This window comes from Pseudomonas sp. B35(2017) (genome assembly GCF_002113645.1).
GTDB lineage: Bacteria > Pseudomonadota > Gammaproteobacteria > Pseudomonadales > Pseudomonadaceae > Aquipseudomonas > Aquipseudomonas ekonensis.
The window spans coordinates 30,284-51,046 of the sequence record NZ_NEIZ01000009.1 but is presented as its reverse complement, the minus strand read 5'-3'; the positions used below and the strand labels follow the sequence as shown (position 1 = coordinate 51,046).

18 protein-coding genes are annotated in these 20,763 nt (G+C 65.3%); 2 read left to right on the top strand and 16 right to left on the bottom strand.

Going from position 1 to position 20,763, the window contains the following annotated elements; genetic code table 11:
* Nucleotides 1-418 precede the first annotated feature (418 nt).
* The 4 genes from CAG41_RS16675 to argH all read right to left on the bottom strand — a co-directional run bounded on the left by CAG41_RS16675 (nucleotide 419) and on the right by argH (nucleotide 4,523).
* The gene (locus CAG41_RS16675) at nucleotides 419-1,243 is read right to left on the bottom strand and encodes an ABC transporter substrate-binding protein (RefSeq protein WP_085583054.1); all 825 of its coding nucleotides are present in this window, start codon (nucleotides 1,241-1,243) and stop codon (nucleotides 419-421) included.
* Nucleotides 1,244-1,282: 39 nt separating this feature from the next.
* Nucleotides 1,283-2,047 (bottom strand): amino acid ABC transporter ATP-binding protein, encoded by a 765-nt coding sequence (locus tag CAG41_RS16670; protein ID WP_085707219.1) that lies wholly within the window; start codon nucleotides 2,045-2,047, stop codon nucleotides 1,283-1,285.
* 20 nt (nucleotides 2,048-2,067) lie between these two features.
* Nucleotides 2,068-2,946 (bottom strand): amino acid ABC transporter permease, encoded by an 879-nt coding sequence (locus CAG41_RS16665; protein ID WP_085583049.1) that lies wholly within the window; start codon nucleotides 2,944-2,946, stop codon nucleotides 2,068-2,070.
* Nucleotides 2,947-3,095: 149 nt separating this feature from the next.
* Nucleotides 3,096-4,523: an argininosuccinate lyase gene (gene argH, locus CAG41_RS16660; RefSeq protein WP_085707218.1), complete on the bottom strand. Its 1,428-nt coding sequence runs from the start codon at nucleotides 4,521-4,523 to the stop codon at nucleotides 3,096-3,098.
* A gap of 297 nt (nucleotides 4,524-4,820) precedes the next feature.
* Between argH and CAG41_RS16655 the strand changes: the two genes are divergently transcribed.
* Entirely contained in the window at nucleotides 4,821-5,786 is a 966-nt protein-coding gene (locus CAG41_RS16655; RefSeq protein ID WP_085583045.1) for a LysR family transcriptional regulator, read from the top strand.
* A 2-nt stretch (nucleotides 5,787-5,788) separates the two neighbouring features.
* Here the strand turns inward: CAG41_RS16655 and CAG41_RS16650 are convergent, their stop codons facing one another.
* From CAG41_RS16650 to arnB, 10 genes are read right to left on the bottom strand one after another with little or no spacing between them, the layout of a single operon-like run.
* Complete coding sequence (locus tag CAG41_RS16650; RefSeq protein ID WP_085583043.1) at nucleotides 5,789-6,307, bottom strand: GNAT family N-acetyltransferase; 519 nt, start codon at nucleotides 6,305-6,307, stop codon at nucleotides 5,789-5,791.
* A gap of 37 nt (nucleotides 6,308-6,344) precedes the next feature.
* Complete coding sequence (locus tag CAG41_RS16645) at nucleotides 6,345-7,940, bottom strand: glycosyltransferase family 39 protein (protein WP_139834977.1); 1,596 nt, start codon at nucleotides 7,938-7,940, stop codon at nucleotides 6,345-6,347.
* Nucleotides 7,937-9,316 carry a UDP-glucose/GDP-mannose dehydrogenase family protein gene (locus tag CAG41_RS16640; protein WP_085707217.1) on the bottom strand — a complete coding sequence of 460 codons (1,380 nt, stop codon included), beginning with the start codon at nucleotides 9,314-9,316 and terminating at the stop codon, nucleotides 7,937-7,939. Before CAG41_RS16640 ends, CAG41_RS16645 begins: the two co-directional genes overlap by 4 nt.
* Complete coding sequence (gene arnF / locus CAG41_RS16635) at nucleotides 9,313-9,726, bottom strand: 4-amino-4-deoxy-L-arabinose-phosphoundecaprenol flippase subunit ArnF (protein WP_085583037.1); 414 nt, start codon at nucleotides 9,724-9,726, stop codon at nucleotides 9,313-9,315. The genes CAG41_RS16640 and arnF overlap by 4 nt, the downstream gene beginning before the upstream one ends.
* Entirely contained in the window at nucleotides 9,723-10,067 is a 345-nt protein-coding gene (arnE, locus tag CAG41_RS16630) for a 4-amino-4-deoxy-L-arabinose-phosphoundecaprenol flippase subunit ArnE (RefSeq protein ID WP_085583035.1), read from the bottom strand. Before arnE ends, arnF begins: the two co-directional genes overlap by 4 nt.
* Entirely contained in the window at nucleotides 10,064-11,713 is a 1,650-nt protein-coding gene (gene arnT / locus CAG41_RS16625; protein WP_085632530.1) for a lipid IV(A) 4-amino-4-deoxy-L-arabinosyltransferase, read from the bottom strand. Before arnT ends, arnE begins: the two co-directional genes overlap by 4 nt.
* Nucleotides 11,710-12,594, bottom strand: coding sequence for a 4-deoxy-4-formamido-L-arabinose-phosphoundecaprenol deformylase (arnD, locus tag CAG41_RS16620; protein WP_085639587.1), 885 nt, complete (start codon nucleotides 12,592-12,594; stop codon nucleotides 11,710-11,712). The genes arnT and arnD overlap by 4 nt, the downstream gene beginning before the upstream one ends.
* Nucleotides 12,594-14,600: a bifunctional UDP-4-amino-4-deoxy-L-arabinose formyltransferase/UDP-glucuronic acid oxidase ArnA gene (gene arnA / locus CAG41_RS16615; protein ID WP_085632534.1), complete on the bottom strand. Its 2,007-nt coding sequence runs from the start codon at nucleotides 14,598-14,600 to the stop codon at nucleotides 12,594-12,596. The genes arnD and arnA overlap by 1 nt, the downstream gene beginning before the upstream one ends.
* Nucleotides 14,597-15,631, bottom strand: a complete 1,035-nt coding sequence (gene arnC / locus CAG41_RS16610) for an undecaprenyl-phosphate 4-deoxy-4-formamido-L-arabinose transferase (protein WP_085583027.1) — start codon at nucleotides 15,629-15,631, stop codon at nucleotides 14,597-14,599. The genes arnA and arnC overlap by 4 nt, the downstream gene beginning before the upstream one ends.
* Complete coding sequence (gene arnB, locus CAG41_RS16605; protein WP_085583025.1) at nucleotides 15,628-16,776, bottom strand: UDP-4-amino-4-deoxy-L-arabinose aminotransferase; 1,149 nt, start codon at nucleotides 16,774-16,776, stop codon at nucleotides 15,628-15,630. The genes arnC and arnB overlap by 4 nt, the downstream gene beginning before the upstream one ends.
* Before the next feature lie 429 nt (nucleotides 16,777-17,205).
* Here arnB and xerC point away from each other — a divergent pair, with 429 nt between their 5' ends.
* Nucleotides 17,206-18,096, top strand: coding sequence for a tyrosine recombinase XerC (xerC, locus tag CAG41_RS16600; RefSeq protein ID WP_085707216.1), 891 nt, complete (start codon nucleotides 17,206-17,208; stop codon nucleotides 18,094-18,096).
* Between the two features lie 17 nt (nucleotides 18,097-18,113).
* On the opposite strand, the gene CAG41_RS16595 is transcribed toward xerC, so the two are convergent.
* Together CAG41_RS16595 and CAG41_RS16590 are read right to left on the bottom strand one after the other, a co-directional pair.
* Nucleotides 18,114-19,169 carry an ABC transporter ATP-binding protein gene (locus CAG41_RS16595; RefSeq protein WP_085707215.1) on the bottom strand — a complete coding sequence of 352 codons (1,056 nt, stop codon included), beginning with the start codon at nucleotides 19,167-19,169 and terminating at the stop codon, nucleotides 18,114-18,116.
* Entirely contained in the window at nucleotides 19,166-20,761 is a 1,596-nt protein-coding gene (locus CAG41_RS16590; protein ID WP_085707251.1) for an iron ABC transporter permease, read from the bottom strand. Before CAG41_RS16590 ends, CAG41_RS16595 begins: the two co-directional genes overlap by 4 nt.
* Nucleotides 20,762-20,763: the final 2 nt, after the last annotated feature.

Here is a 20,763-nt window from a genome sequence, read left to right as displayed (position 1 = left end):
TGGGAGCGGGCTTGCCCGCGATGAGGCCGGTACAGCCGACACCGCCGCCGCGATCAAACCCGCTCCCACAGGGTTAAATGTCGGGCCCGGGTTCTGTGTACGACCGGGATTCCTGTGGGAGCGGGCTTGCCCGCGATGAGGCCGGTACAGCCGACACCGCCGCCGCGATCAAACCCGCTCCCACAGGGTTAAATGTCGGGCCCGGGTTCTGTGTACGACCGGGATTCCTGTGGGAGCGGGCTTGCCCGCGATGAGGCCGGTACAGCCGACACCGCCGCCGCGATCAAACCCGCTCCCACAGGGTTAAATGTCGGGCCCGGGTTCTGTGTACGACCGGGATTCCTGTGGGAGCGGGCTTGCCCGCGATGAGGCCGGTACACCCGACACTGCCATCGCGATCAGGCCCGCTCCCGCAGGCTCACTTGCCGGCGTTGACGGTCACGTTCTTGATCGCGCCCAGCTCCAGGTCCCATTTCTTCAGGATCGCGCCGTAGCTGCCGTCATCCACCATGCTCTGCAACGCGACTTTCACCGCCTCGCTCAGCTCAGGCTTCTTCTTGCTCACGCCAAGGCCGGTGAACTGCACGGAGATCGGCTGGCCGACGGTCTTGTACATGTCCTTTTCCTGGGTCTTGAGGTACGACAGGGTTTCGCTGCCCTGCATCGCTGCGTCGATCCGGCTCTGGCGCAGTTGGGCGCGGGCGTCGGCCGAGCCTTCGGTGCCGATCACCGTGATCGCAGGCTTGCCCGCCGCCTCGCAGTTGGCCTTGCTCCATTCGGCGATCTCCGACGGGAAGGTGGTGCGGCGGCTGGTGCCGACTTTCTTGCCGCACAGGTCGATGATCTCGTTGGTCGCGGCGTTCTTCTGCAAGGTGTAGAACTGCGGCCCGCTGGTGAAGTAGTCGACGAAGGTCACGCTGGCCTGGCGCTCGGCGGTGTCGGTCATGCCCGACAGCACCATGTCCACGCGGTCGGTGGTCAGGGCGTTGATCATCTGCTCGAAGCCGGTCTCCTGCCATTTGATCTTGACCCCCAGGCGCTCGGCCAGGGCGTTGCCCAGGTCGTAGTCCAGGCCGGTGAGCTGGTTGGTGGCCGGATCCTTGAAATCCATCGGCGGGTAGTTGGGCATGATCGCCACGACGATCTCGCCCTTGGCCTTGATGCTGGCCGGCAAGTCGGCGGCGGTGGCGAAACCGCAAGACATGAACGAAGCGAGTACAGCTGGAATGACGAAGTTCTTCATGGACGTTCTCTTATGAGTGTTGTGAAGGCCAAGGGGGCCTCAGGTTCGAACGGCAGAAATGAAGCTTTGGGTGCGCGGGTTTTGCGGGCTTATTAGTATTTCTTCGGGGCTTCCAGCCTCCACGATCTGGCCGCCGTCCATGAACACCATGCGGTTGGAAACCTCCCGGGCGAAGCCCAGTTCATGGGTGACGACGATCATGGTCATGCCGGTCTGCGCCAGGTCGCGCATCACCGACAGCACCTCACCGACCAGTTCCGGGTCGAGTGCCGAAGTGGGTTCATCGAACAGCATCAGCTTGGGCCGCATGGCCAGGGCGCGGGCGATCGCCACCCGTTGCTGCTGGCCGCCCGACAGTTCGATCGGGTAGCTGTTGCGCTTGTCGGCCAGGCCGACCCGGGCCAGCAGTTCCAGGGCCTCTTCGTGGGCCTCCTTGGGCGAACGCTTGAGCACCTGGCACGGGCCTTCGATGATGTTTTGCAGCACGGTCATGTGCGGAAACAGGTTGAAGCGCTGGAACACCATGCCGGTGGCCAGGCGCTGGCGGGCGATCTGGGTCTCGGTCAGCTCGTGCAGCTTGTGCCCGACGACGCGGTAGCCCACCAGTTCGCCGTCGACCCACAGGCCGCCCTTGTCGATCTTCTCCAGCTGGTTGACGCAGCGCAGCAGGGTGCTCTTGCCCGAGCCCGACGGGCCGATGATGCACAGCACTTCGCCTTGCTCGACCTCGATGTCGATGTCCTTGAGGGCGTGGTACTGGTCGTAATACTTGTTCAGGGCCACGGCCTTGACGATGCTTCTCATGTTCGATTCTCCTGCGCGGCTTACGAGCGCTTGCCGGCGCCGCGAGCGAAACGGCGCTCCAGGCGGCTTTGACCAAAGGACAGCACCGTGACGGTGGCCAGGTACCAGATGCCGGCGACGATCAGCAGCTCCATCACCCGGGCGTTGGCGTAGTAGATGTTCTGGGCGTTGTAGAGCAGTTCCGAGTACTGGATGACGCTGGCCAGCGAGGTCATCTTGACCATGCCGATGAATTCGTTGCCCACCGGCGGAATGATGATGCGCATGGCCTGGGGCAGGATGATCCGGCGCAGCGCCTGCAGGCGCGGCATGCCGATCGACTTGGCCGCCTCGTATTGCCCGGTGTCCACCGACAGCAGGCCGGCGCGCACCACTTCGGCGGTGTAGGCGCCCTGGTTGATGCTCAGGCCGAGCAGGGCGGCCACGAACGGCGTCATCAGGCTCACGGTGTCGAGCTCGAACAGGCCGGGAATGCCGACCGTGGGGAAGATCAGCGCCAGGTTGAACCACAGCAGCAGTTGCAGGATCAGCGGCGTGCCCCGGAACAGCCAGGTGTAGGTCAGCGCCACGTAGCGCAGGATCGGGTTGGCCGACATGCGCATGATCGCCGTGATCACCCCGAACACGATGCCCAGGGCCATGGCCAGCACGGCCATGACGATGGTGTTGAACAGGCCCCACATGATCGCTTCGGAGGTGAGGAACTGGCCGATGTACGACCATTCGATCTTGCCTTCGGCGAAGGCCCGCACCAGGCCGATGAGTGCGATGACGATCACGGTGGCGAAGAAGATCCGCCCGTAGTAGCGCCGCGGCACATGTTGGTACTGGGTGATGTCGAACTGGTTCTCCGCCAGTTTGCGCTCCGCCTGGAGTCGTTCTGCCTGAGTCTGGCTCATGGTGTTTCTCCGAACTGTACTTTCAAATCCGACACCGGTCCTTGTGGGAGCTGGCTTGCCAGCGATTGCGGTGGGTCATCCGGCATCGATGTCGACGGTCTGGACGCTATCGCTGGCAAGCCAGCTCCCACAGGGGCCGCGGTCGTGTCTTAGAGGCGCAAGCCCCGGTAGTCTTCTGTCCACGCCTGCTGCGCAGCGAGGGCGGTCTTCAGTCGGCCGATCTGCTCGCGCACCTGCTGCGGCGCGGTGCCGCCCCAGCCGCTGCGGGCGGCGATGGCGGCTTCCAGGGTCAGGCTGTCGCGCACGTCGGCGGTCAGGCGCGGGTCGATTTCCGCCAGCAGGGCCGGCGAGGCTTCCCACAGCTCGATGCCGTGCTTCTCGCAGGCCTGCACCAGGGCACCGGTGATCTCGTGGGCTTCCTTGAACGGCACGCCGCGCACCGCCAGCCAGTCGGCGACTTCAGTGGCGAGGGTGAAGCCCAACGGTGCCTGGCGCCGCAGTTCCTCGACGTTGACGGTCATGGTCGCGACCATCCCGGCCATGGCCGGCAGCACCAGCAGCAGGGTGTCGACGCTGTCGAGCACGCCGTTCTTGTCCTCGCTCAGGTCGCGGTTGTACGACAGCGGCAGGGACTTGAGGGTGGACAGCAGGCCGGTCAGGTTGCCGATCAGGCGCCCGGCCTTGCCCCGCGCCAGTTCGGCGATGTCCGGGTTTTTCTTCTGCGGCATGATCGAGCTGCCGGTGGCATAGGCGTCGTCCAGGTCGACCCAGCGGAACTGGCGCGACGACCACAGGCAGAACTCTTCGGCCAGGCGCGAGATGTTGATCCCCAGCATGCTGGCGATGAACAGGAATTCGGCGACGTGGTCGCGGCTGGCGACGGCGTCGATGGAGTTCTCGCAGACGCCGGCGTAGCCCATTTCCTTGGCCGACTGCTGTGGCTGGCGGGCGATGGCGGAGCCGGCCATGGCCGCGGCGCCCAAAGGCGACAGCGACGTGCGCGCATCCCAGTCCGCCAGCCGCTGCACGTCACGCAGCATCGCTTGGGCGTGGGCCAGCAGGTGATGGGCGAACACGATCGGTTGGGCCTGCTGCAGGTGGGTGAAGCCGGGGCAGATGCTCTCCACATGTTGCTCGGCCTGGTCCACCAGGGCCTGTTGCAGGGCCAGGACTTCCACGGCCAGGGTGCGCACGTGGTCACGCAGGAACAGACGCAGGTCGTTGGCGGTCTGGTCGTTGCGCGAACGGCCGGCGCGCAGCTTGCCGCCCAAGACGCCGAGGCGTTCGGTCAGCAGGCGTTCGATGAAGGTGTGGACGTCTTCGTCGTCCAGGGTCGGGGCGATGCGCCCGGCGGCGAAGTCGGCGCCGATGGCGTCCAGGGCCTCGATCATCGTGCGGGTTTCCTGCCCGTCGAGCAGGCCGGCCCGCTGCAGTTCGCCGGCGTGGGCCTTGGAGCCCGCCAGGTCGTACGGGGTGAGGCGGAAATAGCGCTCGGGGCAACGGGACAGGGCCGCCAGGGCAGCGGACGGACCGCTTTTGAAACGGGCGCCCCAGAGACGGTCGGTGGCTTGTGACATGTGTTGTTTTCCTCGTCGGTAACGCGAACTGAAATCGGTGTGCACGGCCTGCCGTTCACGCTGAAAAAACAGCGGACGGAATCAGGCCGAAGCAGTCTTCAAGAGGGCAGTTGCAATGTCGCGAGAGCTGATCGAAGTGTCAGCTTTTAATGTTTTGCGATCAGTGAGTTGGCACTGATGTGCGGGATTTTTTGGCGGTTGCCAAGCCTTGTTTTCTGTGTTCATTATTATTGGTCGGCGATGTTTTTGTTGTTGGACACAGATTGTTGAACATTGCGCCAGAGGTAAATCAGCATTATGGAAACCCCACTTTCCAATTCCGGAAACCCGCCGGTGAAGACTGCCCACCGGGCGCCGCTGGCCCTCAGCGGACTGGACTTCAAACTGCTAAAGGTGTTCAAGGCCGTGGTCGAGGCCGGCGGCTTCAGTGCCGCCCAGAATGAGCTGAACGTGGGCCTTGCGGCCATCAGCAAGCAGATCTCCGACCTTGAGATCCGCATCGGCATGCGCCTGTGCACCCGCGGGCGCGAAGGGTTTCACCTGACCGAGGAAGGGCGTCTGGTGTATCAGGCGTCGATTGACCTGTTTGCCTCGGTCGACAACTTTCGGGATCGGCTTAGTTCTGCGCAGAATGAACTGATCGGCGACCTTGGTATTGGCGTCATTGACAATACGATCAGCGACGTTAATTCGCCGTTAGTTGCAGCGCTTAAACGCATGAATGAAGAATCGCCGAAAGTAAGGTTTCAACTTCAGGCGACCCAGCTAGATGAAGTCGAAAGAGGCGTTGTGGAAGGTCGCTTAGTTGCCGGAATCGTGCCGGTCTATCAACGGCGGGAAGAGTTTGATTATTACCCGTTGTACGAAGAGCGCTCGGAAGTCTACTGCGCAGTCGGCCACCCGCTGTTCGACATGCCGGAGGCGCAGATGGGCAGTGACGTGCTGCTGGACCATGCCTGCATCAACCACCGCTACGCGATCCACCGGGACAAGCTCAACCATGCGCGCTACGACAGTTTTTCCGCGTCGGCGACCCAGGTCGAAGCCGTGGCGCTGCTGATCAAGACCGGGCGTTTCGTGGGTTTCCTGCCCCAGCACTACGCCGCCTCATGGGTGGCGGCCGGGCAGTTCCGAGCGGTGCGCCCGCAGGTGATCAACATCGTCACGCCGTTCAGCCTGATCCTGCGCCACAACACCGTGCGCAGCCCGTTGGTGAAGGCGTTCGCCCACGCCTTGGGCGTCGATCTGAAGGCGTCGGCCTGATCTCAGCCCAGCGTCAGTGCCATTGCGCAACGGCGCTCACCGGGCAAACCGTGGGCGATTTCGTTGTTCAGAACTTCGCTCAGACGCGGGCCGGTTTGTTCCGGGCTCAACAACTCGAATCCCATCCGTTGATAGAACGGCGCATTCCACGGCACATCGCGAAAGGTGGTCAGCGTCACCGCGGCAAGTTGCTCGTGGCGTGCCTGTTCAATGGCCGCCGACAATAACTTGCGGCCGATGCCCAGACCCTGGAAGTCCTGCCCAACGGACAACTCTTCGATATGCAGTTGACGATCGGTTTGCACCGCCCGCAAGAAGCCTGAAAGTTGTCCGTCAATGCCTTGCGCCACCCACACCCGTGCCGTTCGAATGGCCTGCCGATGCTGTTCGGCGTCGGGCACCGGGGCGTCGGCCAGCCAGGCAAGGGAAGGGTCGAGGCGGAACAGCCGCGCCGCCGACCGCTCCAGGGCGGGCAGGGCGCTGGCGTCCGATTCACGGGCCGGGCGCACGCTGAATGTCATGGGAGAAGCCGCTCCAGTCGCAGGGAAAACCCGCAGGTTACGGCTTCAGCCACAGCAGCACATAGTCGTTTTTGTCGAAACGGCCGCTCAGCACCGGCGGCGCGTCACCCAACGGCGTGCCTTTCAAGGTCTGGTAGTCGCTGCGGTCCATCATCAGCCAGGCCGGTCCCTTGAGGGTTTCCAGCGCCTGGAGGGAATCGCTGAACTGCGGCTGCAGGTCCTTCTCGACGTTGACCATGAACTTGATCGCCTTGGCGTCCTTGCCCATGCCTTGCAGCACCAGCGGCGCAGGGTTCTGCTCCACCTGAGCGAGCACGGCCCGGCTGAAGGTGCGGGTGTCGTAGAGCTGACGCTCCACCGGTTCGAACACCAGCGCATACACCGCCCACAACGCCAGCACCGCGCTGAAGGCCAGCGTCTCGGCCCGCCAGCGCGGCCGCCACAGCCGCGACAACGCCGCCAGTTGCAGGACGCCCAACACGATCAGCACCGGAAGCAACCCCGTCAGATGCTCCGGAAATCTCTTCCGGGCAACCAGCAAAGCCACCATCAGCAACCCCGGCGTCACCAGCCACAAGCCTTGAATCACCCCGCGCAGCCAGGCGAACACCCGGCCATGGGCGACCTGGAACGGATACGCCGCAATGATCGCCGCCATCGGCAGCATCGGCAGCAGGTAACGGGCCTTCTTCGCCTGCGGGATCGACAGGCCGACCATCACGATCAAACCCGCCGCCGCGCAGTACTGCACCAAACGCAGGGCCGGCCCGCGTTGGCGGGGCTTGCTCAGCCACGCTGCCGCCAGGGCCAGCAATGCCAGCGGATAGGCCAGCGCGTAGTTGCCCAGCGAACTGGTGAAGTAGTAGAGCGAGCCGCTGACGCCTTCGCTGCCGTCCATGCGCCCCATGAACTGCATGCGGATCACGTCCTGGACGAACGCCTCGCCGCCGCTGACCTTGGCCAGCCACAGCAACAGGCCGACGCACGCCGCCAGCAGCACCGAGGCCAGCACGCCGAACAGCAGCAACCGCACCCATTGGCGTTCGAGCAAGTAATAGCTGCACAGCATGCCGGTCGGCACCACCAGGCCGATGGGCCCGCGGATGCCGAAACCGAGCAGCAGCAACGCAAAGACCAGCGGCCAGCGCCGGCCGGCGCCGAAGTGGTCATGGGCGTAGCCGAGGTAGAACACCGCCAGCGCCACCGCCGCCAGCATCAAATCCTGGGACACCGCCCGCACTTCGGTGACGAAGGTGACGGTCAGCATCAGCAGGGCGATGGCGGTCAGCGCCCAGCGAACCGAATGCACCGCCAGCAGCCGGTACATCAAGGTCACGGTCACCGCGCCCGCCACGGCGCTGGGCAACCACGCCGTCAGGCTGTTGACCGCGCCGAAGGGCAGGGACAGCAGCCAGACGAACAGCGTCGACAGCGCCGAGTAGTCGGCATACGGCTCGCCGTAAGTGGTGGGGAACACCGTCGGCCCGTGGCGCAGCATCTCCTGGGCGAACAGCACGAACCGCGAATCGAAACCGATGGGGGCCTGCCCGTACACCCCGGCGATGAACAGCAGCAACGCCAGCAGCCCCGCGATCAGGGACTGCCGGCGGACGGCAGGCGACAGCGCGGTCAAGCGACGTCCGAGGTGTGAGGCCACTGCTGCAGCGGAATCGGCAGCGTGCGCGATTCCCCCCGGCCCATCGGGAAGTAATGGAAGCCGTTGCGGGCCAGGCGTTCGGCGTCGTACAGGTTGCGGCCGTCGAAGATCACCGGCTCCTTGAGGCGCTGCTTGATCAGGTCGAAGTCCGGCGCCTTGAACTGCTGCCATTCGGTGCAGATGATCAGCGCGTCGGAACCGGCCAGCACCGATTCGGGGGTGCCCATCAGCATCAGCTTCGACTCGTCCGGGTACAGGTGCTGGGTTTCCTGCATGGCTTCAGGGTCGAACGCCCGCACGTTGGCGCCAGCGGCCCACAGCGATTCGAGCAGCACCCGGCTCGGCGCGTCGCGCATGTCGTCGGTGTTGGGCTTGAACGCCAGGCCCCAGAGGGCGAAGGTCTTGCCGCGCAGTTCACCCTTGTAGAACGCGTTGATGCGTTCGAACAGCTTGTGCTTCTGCCGCTGGTTGATGGCTTCCACCGCTTGCAGCAGGTCGCTGGAGCAGTGGGCTTCCTCGGCGCTGTGGATCAGGGCGCGCATGTCTTTGGGGAAGCACGAGCCGCCGTAGCCGCAGCCGGGGTAGATGAAGTGGTAGCCGATGCGCGTGTCGGCGCCGATGCCCTGACGCACCGACTCGATGTCGGCCCCCAGGTGTTCGGCCAGTTCGGCGATCTGGTTGATGAAGCTGATCTTGGTCGCCAGCATGCAGTTGGCGGCGTACTTGGTCAGTTCGGCGCTGCGCAGGTCCATGAACATGATGCGGTCGTGGTTGCGGTTGAACGGCGAGTACAGGTCGCGCATCACATCGCGCACCTCTTCGCGTTCGCAGCCGATGACGATCCGGTCCGGGCGGCGGCAATCGCTGACCGCCGAGCCTTCCTTGAGGAATTCGGGGTTGGACACGATATCGAACTGCAGCAGCTTGCCGGCCTTGACCAAGGCTTTTTCGATGTGCGCGCGCAGGGTGTCGCCGGTGCCCACCGGCACGGTGGATTTCTCCACCAGGATCAGCGGCTTCTCACGGTGGCGGGCCACCGCGTCGCCCACCGACAGCACGTAGCGCAGGTCGGCCGAGCCGTCCTCCTGAGAGGGCGTGCCGACGGCGATGAACGCCACCTGGCCGTGCTGCACCGCGAGCTTTTCGTCGCTGGTGAATTGCAGCCGCTGGCCGTCCAGGCCCTCGCGCACCAGGCTGGCCAGCCCCGGTTCGAAGATGCTCACGTGGCCTTGGCGCAACAGTTCGACTTTCTTCTCGTCGATGTCCATGCACACCACGTCGTGGCCGACCTCGGCCAGCACGGCCGCCTGCACCAGACCGACGTAACCGCTACCGAATACTGTGATTTTCATGGGGTACTCCTCAATTCAGGCGCACATGCCGGACGAGTGTTGATGGTGATGACGCCGAGCATGACCAAGGCCACGCCCAGGGATTTGGTAACGCTGAAGGATTCGTTGAACAGCGGCAGGCTGGCCGCCAGCAGGTAAACCAATGCGTAGCTGACGCTGAGCAGCGAGTACGCCCGCCCCAGCGGCACGTCGCGCAGAGCGGCGAGCCAGCAGAGCATCGACAGGGCGTAGGCCAGGATCGCGGCGGCCACCAACGCCAGCGCGGTCAGGTCGATGCCGCCGGCGCCAAGCGCCTCCAGCCATTGCTGGGGCTGCGGCAGGCGCACCATGCTCCAGCGCATGCCCAGTTGCGCGCCGCTGGCCAGCGCCACACTGCCCAGGGCGAAGGCGATTCCGCGTTTCTGGCTCATGACTGTTGCCCCAGCAGCGCCACGCCGCCGATCACCAGCAACACGCCGAACCAGTGGCGGCGGTCGATGGGCTCACGGAACACGAAGCGGGCGATCAGAGTGATGAAGACGAAGTTGAGGCTGAGCATCGGGTAGGCGATGCCCACATCCATGCGCTGCAACACCAGCAGCCACACCAGTAGGCCGGAACCCAGGGCGAACAGCGCGAGCCACAGCCAGGGCGAGCGCAGCTTGTCGACCCAGGACGAGTCGACGCCGCGCCAGCTCTCCACGGCGTATTTCTGCGCCACCTGGCCCAGGCACGTCAGCAGGCAAGCGGTCAACAGCAGCAACAGGCTCATGACGCCACCTTCGGCAGGATCATGATCACCAGGTTGCCCTGTTCGTAGCGGACGCCGTCCTTGGGAAGACGATCGATTTCGTCCAGTTCATCCTGCCCCTTGACGCGCATCACCACGCCGACCGAACCGGTTCGGCGGGCTTCGCGCATCCACTGTTCGACCCGGAAAGAGTCGATCCGCCGCTCGATGCCCTCAGGATAGGCCAAGCCATATTTCAGTTCGCCTACGGTGTTGTACAACGCCACGTTCGGGCGCTGCAGGCGCCAGGCCAGCGCCGAGGCCGCACCGAGGTCGTTGCTCAGCAGGTGGGTGGTGCCGGCCAGTTCGTCCTGGTGATGCAGGATGAACTGGTCCGGAGTCTTGTTGGCCACCACCGACTTGGGCAGCGCCGCCGGCAGCAGCGCGATGAACAGCAGACTGCCGAACGCCGGGGCCGCCCAGCACTGCAACGGACGGAACGCCTGCAGCAGGTTGCTGATGATCCAGCCGGTCAGGCCGATGAACACCAGCACCAGGCTGTGCAGCTCGTGGTCGTACAGCGGCTTTTTCAGCTGCACGTACACCAGGGCGATGAGGGTGACGATCCCCAGCGCCATGTTCAGCAGCCCGTTGAACCCCAGGGCCCGGCCTTGTTCCAGGCGCAGGCGCTCGGCCAGCACATGGCCCAGCAGCAGGGCCAACGGCAGCAGGCACGGCAGGATGTAGGTCGGCAGCTTGCCGTTGCTCAGGCTGAAGAACAGCAGCGGCATCACCAGCCACAGGCCGAGGAACGCCATGGCCGGCTCGCGACGGGTCTGCCAGGCCTGGCGCACCGCCGTCGGCCACAGTCCGGCCCACGGCAGGCTGAACGCCAGCAGCAACGGAATGTAGAACCACCAAGGCGCGTCGTGCTGGGCGTCATCGCCGGCGAAACGGCGGATGTGCTCGTGCCAGAAGAAGAACCGCCAGTAGTCCGGCTCCTGGGCGTGTACGGCCAGCACCCACGGCAGGCTCACAGCGATCGCCACGACGACGGCCACCGGCCCGAAGACCAGCAGCTCGCGCCAGCGTTTCTGCCAGAGCATCCACGGCAAGGCGATCAGCACCGGCAGCGCCCAGGCCAGAAAGCCCTTGGTCATGAACCCCATGCCGCAGGCCAGGCCCAGCACCGACCAGCCCGCCAGGCGTTGGCCGGTGGTGCGGCTGTCGAGGGCGAACCACAAGGCCACCAGGCTCAGGTTGACCCAGAATGTGAATTGCGGATCGAGGTTGGCGTACCCTGCCTGGCCGGCCACGACGGTGAAGCTCATGTAGAGCAGGGCGCAGGCGAAACTCTTGCGCGGATCGTTCCACAGCCGCCGGGCCACCAAAAAGCACAGCAACACGCTCAGGCCCGTGCTCAGGGCCGAGGCGAAACGCACGCCGAACAGGTTCTGCCCGAACAGCTCCTGCCCCAGGGCGATCATCCAGTAGCCGGCGATCGGCTTCTCGAAATAGCGCAGCCCCATGAAGTGCGGCGACACCCAGTTGCCGCTCAGCAGCATGTCCTGGCTGATCTGCGCGTAACGGGTCTCGTCGGGGATCCACAAGCCATGGCTGCCCAGCGGCAGCAGGTAGGCCAGCAGAAAGAGCAACAGCAACAGCGGCAACGCCCAGCGCTTGCTCATGCCCCTTGCACTCCCAGCCAGCCTTCGCGGCCTTCCAGGGCACCCCGTTGCACACGGCCCAGGGGCAGTGTGTTCAAGAACTCGGGCAACAGGTCGCCCAGCGGTCGGAACGCGATGTCGCGCCGGCGCGCATCGGCCAGCAATTGTCGAAAATCAGGTGCCATCAGAATCCCTTCCACCTCGGCATGAATGGTGTAGACGTTGAGTTGCCGGTCGCGGAACCGGTCGAGGATGAAAGCGTTGAAGTCCTTGGCCGCCACGGTCGGGCCCACCACTTCGTCGAAGGTCGGCAGATCCACCGGAATCTGCGGGGTGCCTGCCGAGCCGTCGGCGAGCAGTGGCCGGAACACCTGCTGCCCGCGGCAATCGCTGTTGTAGCGAAAGCCGAAGGCCTGCTTGGCTTCGATCACCCGCTCATCCGCCCGCCAACCCGCAGCGGCGGAGCACTGGATCTTTTCGCCGACGATGTCGCCGAGGGTATCCACGCCGCGGCGGATCTGTTCGATCAGCTGCGCGTCGCTCCAGCGTCCGGCATTGGCCTGCCAGCCGTGGTGATCCCAGGCGTGCAGGCCGATTTCGTGGCCGGCGTCCCGGGCCCGGCGCATCAGGTGCCCGAGCTCGCGGCCGATCGGCTTGCCCGGCCAGGCGGTGCCGGCCAGCAGGATGTCCCAGCCGTACAGGCCGGCGGCGTTGGAGCGCAGCATCTTCCACAGGAACTGCGGGCGGATCAGGCGCCACAGGTGCCGGCCCATGTTGTCCGGGCCGACACTGAAGAAGAACGTCGCCTTGACCTGCGCCTCGTCGAGGATGTCCAGCAGGCGCGGCACGCCTTCACGGGTGCCGCGGAAGGTATCGACATCAATACGCAAGCCTGCCTGCATCAGCGCGCTTCTTCTTTAGGGCGCTGGGCGATTTCGAGCATCGCCTCGCGCAGGAAGAAGTCCAGGGTGTTGCCGATGGTCTCGCGCATCTCCACGGTCGGCGCCCAGTCCAGCAGGCGCTTGGCGTTGGCGATGCTCGGCTTGCGGTGCGACACGTCCTGGTAGCCGCCGCCGTAGAACGCCTTGCTTTCCACGTCGCGGAAACCGGCGAACGGCGGGAAGTTGTGGCGCAGCGGGTGGGCTTCGAACTGGCGCAGCAACTCTTCGCCCAACTGACGGATGCTGGCTTCGTTGTCCGGGTTGCCGATGTTGATGATCTGGCCGTTGCAGACGTCGTTGTCGTTGTCGATGATCCGCGCCAGGGCCTCGACGCCGTCGGCGATGTCGGTGAAGCAGCGTTTCTGCTCGCCGCCGTCGAACAGGCGGATCGGCGTGCCTTCCACCAGGTTGAGGATCAGCTGGGTGATGGCGCGGGAACTGCCGATGCGGGCCGAGTCCAGGCGGTCCAGGCGCGGGCCCATCCAGTTGAACGGACGGAACAGGGTGAAGTTCAGGCCTTTCTGGCCGTAGGCCCAGATCACACGATCCAGCAGCTGCTTGGACACCGAGTAGATCCAGCGCTGCTTGTTGATCGGTCCGACCACCAGGTTGGAGCTGTCTTCGTCGAAGTTCGGGTCCTGGCACATGCCGTAGACCTCCGAGGTCGACGGGAAGATCACGCGCTTGTTGTACTTGACGCAGAAGCGCACCAGCCGCAGGTTTTCCTCGAAGTCGAGCTCGAACACGCGCAGCGGGTTGCGGGTGTATTCGATCGGCGTGGCGATGGCCACCAGCGGCAGCACCACGTCGCACTTCTTGATGTGGTACTCGATCCACTCGGAGTGAATGCTGATGTCGCCTTCGACGAAGTGGAAGTGCGGATGGCTGCGCAGGCGTTCGATGGCGTCGGAACCGATGTCCAGGCCATAGACTTCGTAGCGGTCGTCACGCAGCAGGCGCTCGGACAAGTGGTTGCCGATGAAGCCGTTGACGCCGAGGATCAGCACACGGGTGCGGCGCGGGCCGTGGCCGGACTCGGCGCCGCGCAGCAGCGAGCCGTCCACCAGGCCCAGTTCGTCGGCCAGTTGCGGGCCGCGCAGGTACAGGCCGTTGTCGTTGCGCTGGCCGGCGTTGATCACCAGCGAGTCCTGGCCGCAGGCGATGCGCAGCGGATCGGTGCTGATCACCCGGCCCGGGGCCTGGCCTTCGTTGCCCTGGACGACGTCGGCGCTCCACACGATCAGCTTGTGCTCGCCCACGGCGCAGAACGCGCCCGGATACGGCCGGGTGACGGCGCGCACGAGGTTGAACAGTTCTTCGGCCGGCTTGTTCCACAGCAGCTTGCCGTCCGCCGGGGTGCGACGGCCGAACACGGTGGCCTTGGACTCGTCCTGCGGGGTTTCGGTGACTTTGCCTTGCAGCAGCGCCGGCAAGGTGTCGCGCAGCAGGTCGCCGGCGGCGGTGCGCAGCTTGGCGTGCAGGCTCAGGCCGGTGTCGCTGCGCTCGATGGCCACCCGTTGCTGGGCGACGATGGCACCGGCATCGGCGCGCTTGACCATGCGGTGCAGGGTGACGCCGGTCTCGGTCTCGCCGTTGACCAGCACCCAGTTGGCCGGTGCCCGGCCGCGGTAGCGCGGCAGCAGCGAGCCGTGCAGGTTGTAGGCGCCCTTGGAAGCGGTGGCCAGCAAGGCCTCGCTCAGCAGGTTGCGGTAGTAGAACGAGAAGATGTACTCGGGGTTGAGCTTGGCGATGCGCTCGACCCACAGCGGGTGGTTGGCGTCTTCCGGCGCGTGCACCGGGATGCCTTTGTCGGCGCACAGCTGCGCGACCGACGCGTAGAAGGCGTTTTCCTTCGGATCGTCGGCGTGGGTGAACACCGCCGCGATGTCGAAACCACTGTCGAGCAGGGCTTGAATGCCGGCGCAGCCGATATCGTGATAGGCGAAGACAACAGTTTTTGCGCTCATTGGAAAACCTGATCAGAAGTGGAGTTTTGATGTTGGGCAGTGGAGAGACCGTCGACGGTGACGGCAGGCGCCGGCGCGGCCGGGTGGCTGCGCAGCACCTTCTCGATGAAGAAACGCGGGCGGGCGCGCACGTCGCTGTACATGCGGCCCAGGTATTCACCCAGAAGCCCCATGCCGATGAACTGGCCGCCGGTGAACACGAACAAGACCGCGAACAGCACGAACAGGCCGTCGCCACCCCAGCCGGCGCCGAGCGCCAGGCGCAGCACGATCAGCGCGAAGGCGAACAGCAGGCCCAGGCCCGCCATCGTGAAGCCGACGATGCTCAGCAGGCGCAGCGGTGTGGTGGTCATGCAGGTGATCAAGTCGAACATCAGGTTGATCAGGCGCATCGGGCTGTACTTCGAGTCGCCGTGCTCACGCTCGGCGTGGGCCACGACGATCTCGGTGGTGTGGCGGGCGAAGCTGTTGGCCAGGATCGGAATGAACGTGCTGCGCTCGCGGCAGGCCAGCATCGCGTCGATGATCGTGCGGCGGTAGGCGCGCAGCATGCAGCCGTAGTCGCTCATGGCCACGCCGGTGGAGCGTTGCACGGCGAGGTTGATCAGCTTCGACGGCCAGCGGCGCAGGGCCGAGTCCTGGCGGTTGTTGCGCACGGTGCCGACCACGTCGTAGCCGCGCTCGGCTTCGGCCACCAGCCGCGGGATCTCTTCCGGCGGGTTCTGCAGGTCGGCGTCGAGGGTGATGACCACGTCGCCCTTGCACTGCTCGAAACCGGCCATGATCGCCGCGTGCTGGCCGTAGTTGCGGTTGAGGATCACCGCCACGAACGGGCTGTCCGGGGCCTGGGCCGCGTCTTCGAGCAATTGCGCGGAGCGGTCGCGGCTGCCGTCGTCCACCAGCACGATTTCGTATTCGTGCTTGAGCTGGGCGCAAGCGGCGGCGGTGCGGCGCAGCAGCTCCGGCAGGCTTTCCTCTTCGTTGTAGACCGGGATGACGATCGACACACAATGGATTGGGTAAGGTCTCACGGGCGTTTTTCCAGTACGTGTTCAATGGCCCCGACGACGCGGTCAAGATCCTGGCCGGTCATGTCGGGGAACAACGGAATCGAGCACAGCCGCGCCGAGTTCCATTCGGTGTGGGGCAGGTACAGATCGGGGTCACGCTGGCGGTACCAGGTGTGCAGGTGGGTGGCGATGAAATGGATGCCGGTGCCGATGCCCAGGTCCTGCAGGCCTTTCATGAAGGCCTCGCGGTCCAGGCCGCAGCGTTCGCTGTCGATGCGCAGGATGAACAGGTGCCAGGCGTGCTGCTGCGCGTAGGTCGGCAGCGACAGCGGCTGCACCGGCAGGCCTTCGAGGCGCTGCAGGTACTGGGTGGCGAGTTCGGTGCGGCGGGCGTTGATCGCGTCCAGGCGCTCCAGCTGCACCAGGGCGATGGCGGCGTTGATGTCGGCCAGGTTGTACTTGAAGCCCGGTTCCATCACCTGGGCCTGAGGCTTGCGGCCGTGGGTGAGGCGGTCGTAGGCATCCACGCCCAGGCCGTGGAACTTGAGCATGCGCACGCGGTTGGCCAGGGCTTCGTCGTCGGTGACGAACATCGCGCCTTCGGCGCAGGTCATGTTCTTGATCGCATGGAACGAGAAGATCGCGGTGCCGGTGGAACCGACGTGGCGGCCCTTGTAGCGGGTGCCGGCGGCGTGGGCGGCGTCTTCGATCACCGCGATGCCGTGCTTGTCGGCCAGGGCGTAGAGCGGATCCAGGTCGAACGCGGCGCCGGCGTAGTGCACCGGAATGATGGCTTTGGTGCGCGGGGTGATGGCGGCTTCGATGCGGGCGGCGTCGGTCATCAGGGTGTCGCGGTCGACATCGACGAACACCGGCGTGGCGCCGAGCAGCGAGATCATGTTGGCGGTGGAGACCCAGGTCTGCGACGGCGTGATCACTTCATCGCCGGGGCCGATGCCCAGGGCCAGCAGGGTGATGTGCATGCCGCCGGTGGCCGACGACAGCGCCACCGCGTGGCGGCAGCCGACGTATTGCGCGAATTGCTCTTCGAGTGCCTGGTTCTTCGGGCCGGTGGTGATCCAGCCTGAACGCAGGACCTGTTCGACGGCTGCTATTTCCTCCTCGCCGATACTCGGGCGGGAGAAGGGGAGAAACGCCTGACTCATGAGCACCTCGCTGCGAATAAAAATGACTGATCTGTTTCCTATTGGATCCAATCCCAGCGTAGACGCAAAAAAACTCTTCGCATCAAGGAGTTGCCAAAACAACATGACGTCGGGGTTTGGTTGACTTTTCAGGCGTTGCCCGGCAGGTTGGTCGGTGCCGGCTGAGGATCAATCGAACTTAAGGTTATGCTCGATTTTGTGAAAGGAATATGAAAAACCGGTCGGCGAATCGTTTATCTCAAAGTCATACAGCCAGTGTTCAGACTTCTACCGTTTATCGCGTTTTTTTGTCGAAAAGTCCTACGGAAAAACGCTATTTAGATCAGTCTCATTACAGTTGTTAGTTGCAGTACTGAACCGTTTTTATTCAAGGCCTATCGTTTGATCGACTTACCCGCTGCACCTTCGAAAGACTCCGCAACCAGCCCGATGTCCCTGTATCTGGCGCGTCTGGCGCCCTCCAGCCAACTCACCATGCGTTATGTGCTGCAAGACGCCGCCGACCGCCTGGGATTTGAAGACGTGAATGTCGAAGACATTCCCTGGCACGCGCTGCAACCGGAAGATGTTGTTGCGCTGGTCGCCGCATTGCGCGCCGACAACTACGCGCCGAACACTTCTTCGCTGTATGTGAATGCCGTTCGCGGCGTCATGAACGAAGCCTGGCGCATGAGCCTGATCAGTCACGAACATCTGTTGAAGATGCGTTCGGTCAAAGGCATCGCCGGCACACGGCTGTCCCAGGGGCGCAATCTGAAACGCACCCTGATCCACGAACTGATGGAAGTCTGCGCCGCCGACCCGCGTCCGCAGGGGCTGCGCGACGCGGCGATCATCGCCTTGCTGTACGGCACCGGCATGCGCAAGTCGGAGTCGGTGAACCTGGACCTGCACCAGGTGGACTTCGGCGAGCGCAGCCTGTGCGTCACCGGCAAGGGCAACAAACAACTGATCAAGTACGCGCCGGCCTGGGCGTTCGCCAAGCTCGACGCCTGGCTGGAGCTGCGCCGTTCGCAGCTCAAGGAAGGCGAGCGCGACGATGCGTTCCTGTTCAACCGCATCCGGCGCGGCAGCCACATCACCCGCGAGCGCATCACCAAGCATGCGATCTACTACATCGCCCGCCAGCGTGGCACTCAGGTCGGGGTGAAGATCATGCCCCACGATTTCCGCCGCTCGTTCATCACCCGGGTGATCGAGGAGCACGACCTGTCGATCGCGCAGAAGCTGGCCCACCACAGCAACATCCAGACCACCGCCAACTACGACGTGCGCGACGACAACGAGCGGCGGCGGGCGGTGGACCGCTTCGACCTCTGATCACGCTCGACCTCCGGTCACTGAGCGTCGAAGACGTGGGCCGCTCCCAGCACCGACAGTTGCACGGCGCTGCCGGCCGACGGCGCATGCATGCCGGTGCTGCGCACCAGCAATGAGCGCCCGGCGTCCATGGCCGCCGGCGGGCGCAGCTCCACGGTCAGGGTGCAGGTGTTGCCGCCGAAGTCCCGCTCGGTGACCACGGCGTTGCAGCCCTGCGGGTCGACCGTATCAGACAGCAGCAGCTGCTCGGGGCGCAGCATGATTTGCGCATCGCCGCAGAAGCCGTTGCTGTTGACCGGCACCCGGCCCAGGTCGCAATCGGCCCAACCGGCCTCGATCCGCGCGGGCATCACCACCGCCTCGCCGAGAAAACGGGCGGTCTGCTCGTCGTCCGGGTAGCGGTACAGATCCATCGGGTGGCCGGACTGCACCAACCGCCCGCCGCGCATGACCGCCAGTTGATCGGCGAACGACAGCGCCTCGCTCTGATCGTGGGTGACCAGGATGGTGGTCACGCCGGTCGCTTCCAACAGGCGCGCGACCATCTTGCGCATGGCGCCGCGCAGGCCGGTGTCGAGGGCGGAAAACGGTTCGTCCAGTAGCATCAGCCGCGGTTGCTGGGCCAGCGCCCGGGCCAGCGACACCCGCTGCTGCTGGCCGCCGGACAGCTCATGGGGCCAGCGCGTGGCCATGCCCGCGTCGAGCGCGACGCTGTCCATCAGTTCGGCGATCCGTTCGGAACGGGCGGTGCCGGTCTCCGCCAGGCCGAAGCCGATGTTGGCGGCCACTGTCATGTGCGGGAACAGCGCGCCGTCCTGCGGCACATAGCCGATCTGGCGCTGGTAGGCGGGCACGGCATGGGTGCTGTCCGCCAGCGTCTGGCCGTTGAGCGTGAGGCTGCCGGCGTCGGGGAATTCGAAGCCGGCGATCATGCGCAGCAACGTGGTCTTGCCCGAGCCGGACGGGCCGACGATCACCGTGCGGCTGCCGGCGGGCACCGACAGGCTGACGTCGTCCAGCGCCGTCTGTGCGCCGAAGGTCTTGCAAAGGGATTTGAGTTCGAGAGCGTTCATCGACCGGCACTGCGCCTGGATTGGTGGTAGAGGATGGCCGTCAGCGGCAGCGACAGGATCACCATCAGCAGCGCGTAGGGCGCAGCGGCGGCGTAGTCGATTTCGCTGGTCATGGCCCAGAAACCGGTGGCCAGGGTGCGCGTGCCGTTGGGCGCGAGCAGCAAGGTGGCGGTGAGTTCGTTGGTGATCGCCAGGAACACCAGCGCCGCGCCCGCCGCCGCACCGGGCGCCGCCAGGCGCAGGGTGATCAGCCACAAGGCCCGCAGCGGCGAACGCCCCAGGCTCTGGGCGATGTTCTCCAGCTCCACCGGCGCCTGGGCGAAACCGGCGCGCAGGCTGACCAGCGCCCGGGGCAGGAACATCAGCAGGTACGCCAGCAGCACGGTGAGGGTGGTCTGGTAGATCGGCCGGGCGAAATGGATCGTCACGGTGACCAGGGCCAGGGCCACGACGATCCCCGGCAATGCGCTGGTGATGTAGTTGCAGCCTTCGAGCAGGCGCTGCAGCTTGCCGGGGGCACGGATCGACAGCCAGGCGATGGGGATCGCCGCGAGGCTGGTCAGCAGCGCGCCGGTGACGCCGAACGACAAGGTCTGGAGCAGGGCCGGCAGCAGCTCGTCGCCTTGCCAGACCTCGGCGCCGCCGGCGATCAGCCAGCGGCCGAGCGTGAGCAGCGGCACGCCCAGGGCCAGCAGACACGTCACCGTTTGCAGGATCAGGCCCAAGGCGGTGGTGGCCGGGCGCAGGCGCACGGTGCGCTGCTCGCGGGCGCTGCCGGAGCCGACCCGCGCATAACGAGCCTGGCCCCGGGCGGCGGACTCGGCGGTGAGCATCGCCAGGCAGCACAGCGCCAACACCCCGGCCAGCATGTTGGCGGCCGGGCCGTTGAAGGTGGACTTGAACTGGTCGAAGATCGCCGTGGTGAACGTGTCGAAGCGGATCATCGCGTACAGGCCGTATTCGGCCAGCAGATGCAGGCCCACCAGTAGCGCGCCGCCGCAGATGGCCAGGCGCAGTTGCGGCAGCACCACCCGGAAGAACACCGCCCGGGGCTTCAGGCCCAGGGACTCGGCCACGTCCTCGATGGCCGGATCCAGGCGCCGCAGCGTCGCGGCGATCGGCAAATAGAGGAACGGGAAATAGGCGATCACGGACACCAGCACACCGGCCGGCAACCCGTGGATCGACGGCACCAGGCTGACCCAGGCGTAACTGTGCACGAAGGCCGGCACCGCCAGCGGCGCGACCGCCAGCAGCGACCAGATCCGCCGGCCCGGCAGGTCCGTGCGCTCGGTGAGCCAGGCCAGCGCCGTACCGAGCACGATGCACACGGGCAAGGTGATCAGCACCAGCAGCACGGTGTTGACCAGAAGCTCGGCCACGCGCGGGCGGAACACCAGCGCTTCGATGGTCGCCCAGCCGGTGTACCACGACACGCCGATCACAAACCCGATCGGCAGCAGCGACAACAGCGACACCGCCACGGCCAGCACGACCACCCACGAGCTCCCGCGCCCATTGAAGGCCCGGGACTGACGCGACAGGTTGACGGAAGGCGCCGCAGCGACTCCCGCCGGCAGAGATTCATGCATCA

What these genes read in the sequence shown, in the direction of transcription:
- CAG41_RS16640 (WP_085707217.1), bottom strand. Translation starts at nt 9,316, where the DNA reads ATGAAAATCACAGTATTCGGTAGCGGTTACGTCGGTCTGGTGCAGGCG.
- arnE (WP_085583035.1), bottom strand. Translation starts at nt 10,067, where the DNA reads ATGAGCCTGTTGCTGCTGTTGACCGCTTGCCTGCTGACGTGCCTGGGC.
- CAG41_RS16655 (WP_085583045.1), top strand. Translation starts at nt 4,821, where the DNA reads ATGGAAACCCCACTTTCCAATTCCGGAAACCCGCCGGTGAAGACTGCC.
- arnA (WP_085632534.1), bottom strand. Translation starts at nt 14,600, where the DNA reads ATGAGCGCAAAAACTGTTGTCTTCGCCTATCACGATATCGGCTGCGCC.
- arnT (WP_085632530.1), bottom strand. Translation starts at nt 11,713, where the DNA reads ATGAGCAAGCGCTGGGCGTTGCCGCTGTTGCTGTTGCTCTTTCTGCTG.
- CAG41_RS16595 (WP_085707215.1), bottom strand. Translation starts at nt 19,169, where the DNA reads ATGAACGCTCTCGAACTCAAATCCCTTTGCAAGACCTTCGGCGCACAG.
- CAG41_RS16665 (WP_085583049.1), bottom strand. Translation starts at nt 2,946, where the DNA reads ATGAGCCAGACTCAGGCAGAACGACTCCAGGCGGAGCGCAAACTGGCG.
- arnD (WP_085639587.1), bottom strand. Translation starts at nt 12,594, where the DNA reads ATGCAGGCAGGCTTGCGTATTGATGTCGATACCTTCCGCGGCACCCGT.
- xerC (WP_085707216.1), top strand. Translation starts at nt 17,206, where the DNA reads ATGTCCCTGTATCTGGCGCGTCTGGCGCCCTCCAGCCAACTCACCATG.
- CAG41_RS16590 (WP_085707251.1), bottom strand. Translation starts at nt 20,761, where the DNA reads ATGCATGAATCTCTGCCGGCGGGAGTCGCTGCGGCGCCTTCCGTCAAC.
- arnB (WP_085583025.1), bottom strand. Translation starts at nt 16,776, where the DNA reads ATGAGTCAGGCGTTTCTCCCCTTCTCCCGCCCGAGTATCGGCGAGGAG.
- CAG41_RS16675 (WP_085583054.1), bottom strand. Translation starts at nt 1,243, where the DNA reads ATGAAGAACTTCGTCATTCCAGCTGTACTCGCTTCGTTCATGTCTTGC.
- CAG41_RS16650 (WP_085583043.1), bottom strand. Translation starts at nt 6,307, where the DNA reads ATGACATTCAGCGTGCGCCCGGCCCGTGAATCGGACGCCAGCGCCCTG.
- CAG41_RS16670 (WP_085707219.1), bottom strand. Translation starts at nt 2,047, where the DNA reads ATGAGAAGCATCGTCAAGGCCGTGGCCCTGAACAAGTATTACGACCAG.
- argH (WP_085707218.1), bottom strand. Translation starts at nt 4,523, where the DNA reads ATGTCACAAGCCACCGACCGTCTCTGGGGCGCCCGTTTCAAAAGCGGT.
- arnF (WP_085583037.1), bottom strand. Translation starts at nt 9,726, where the DNA reads ATGAGCCAGAAACGCGGAATCGCCTTCGCCCTGGGCAGTGTGGCGCTG.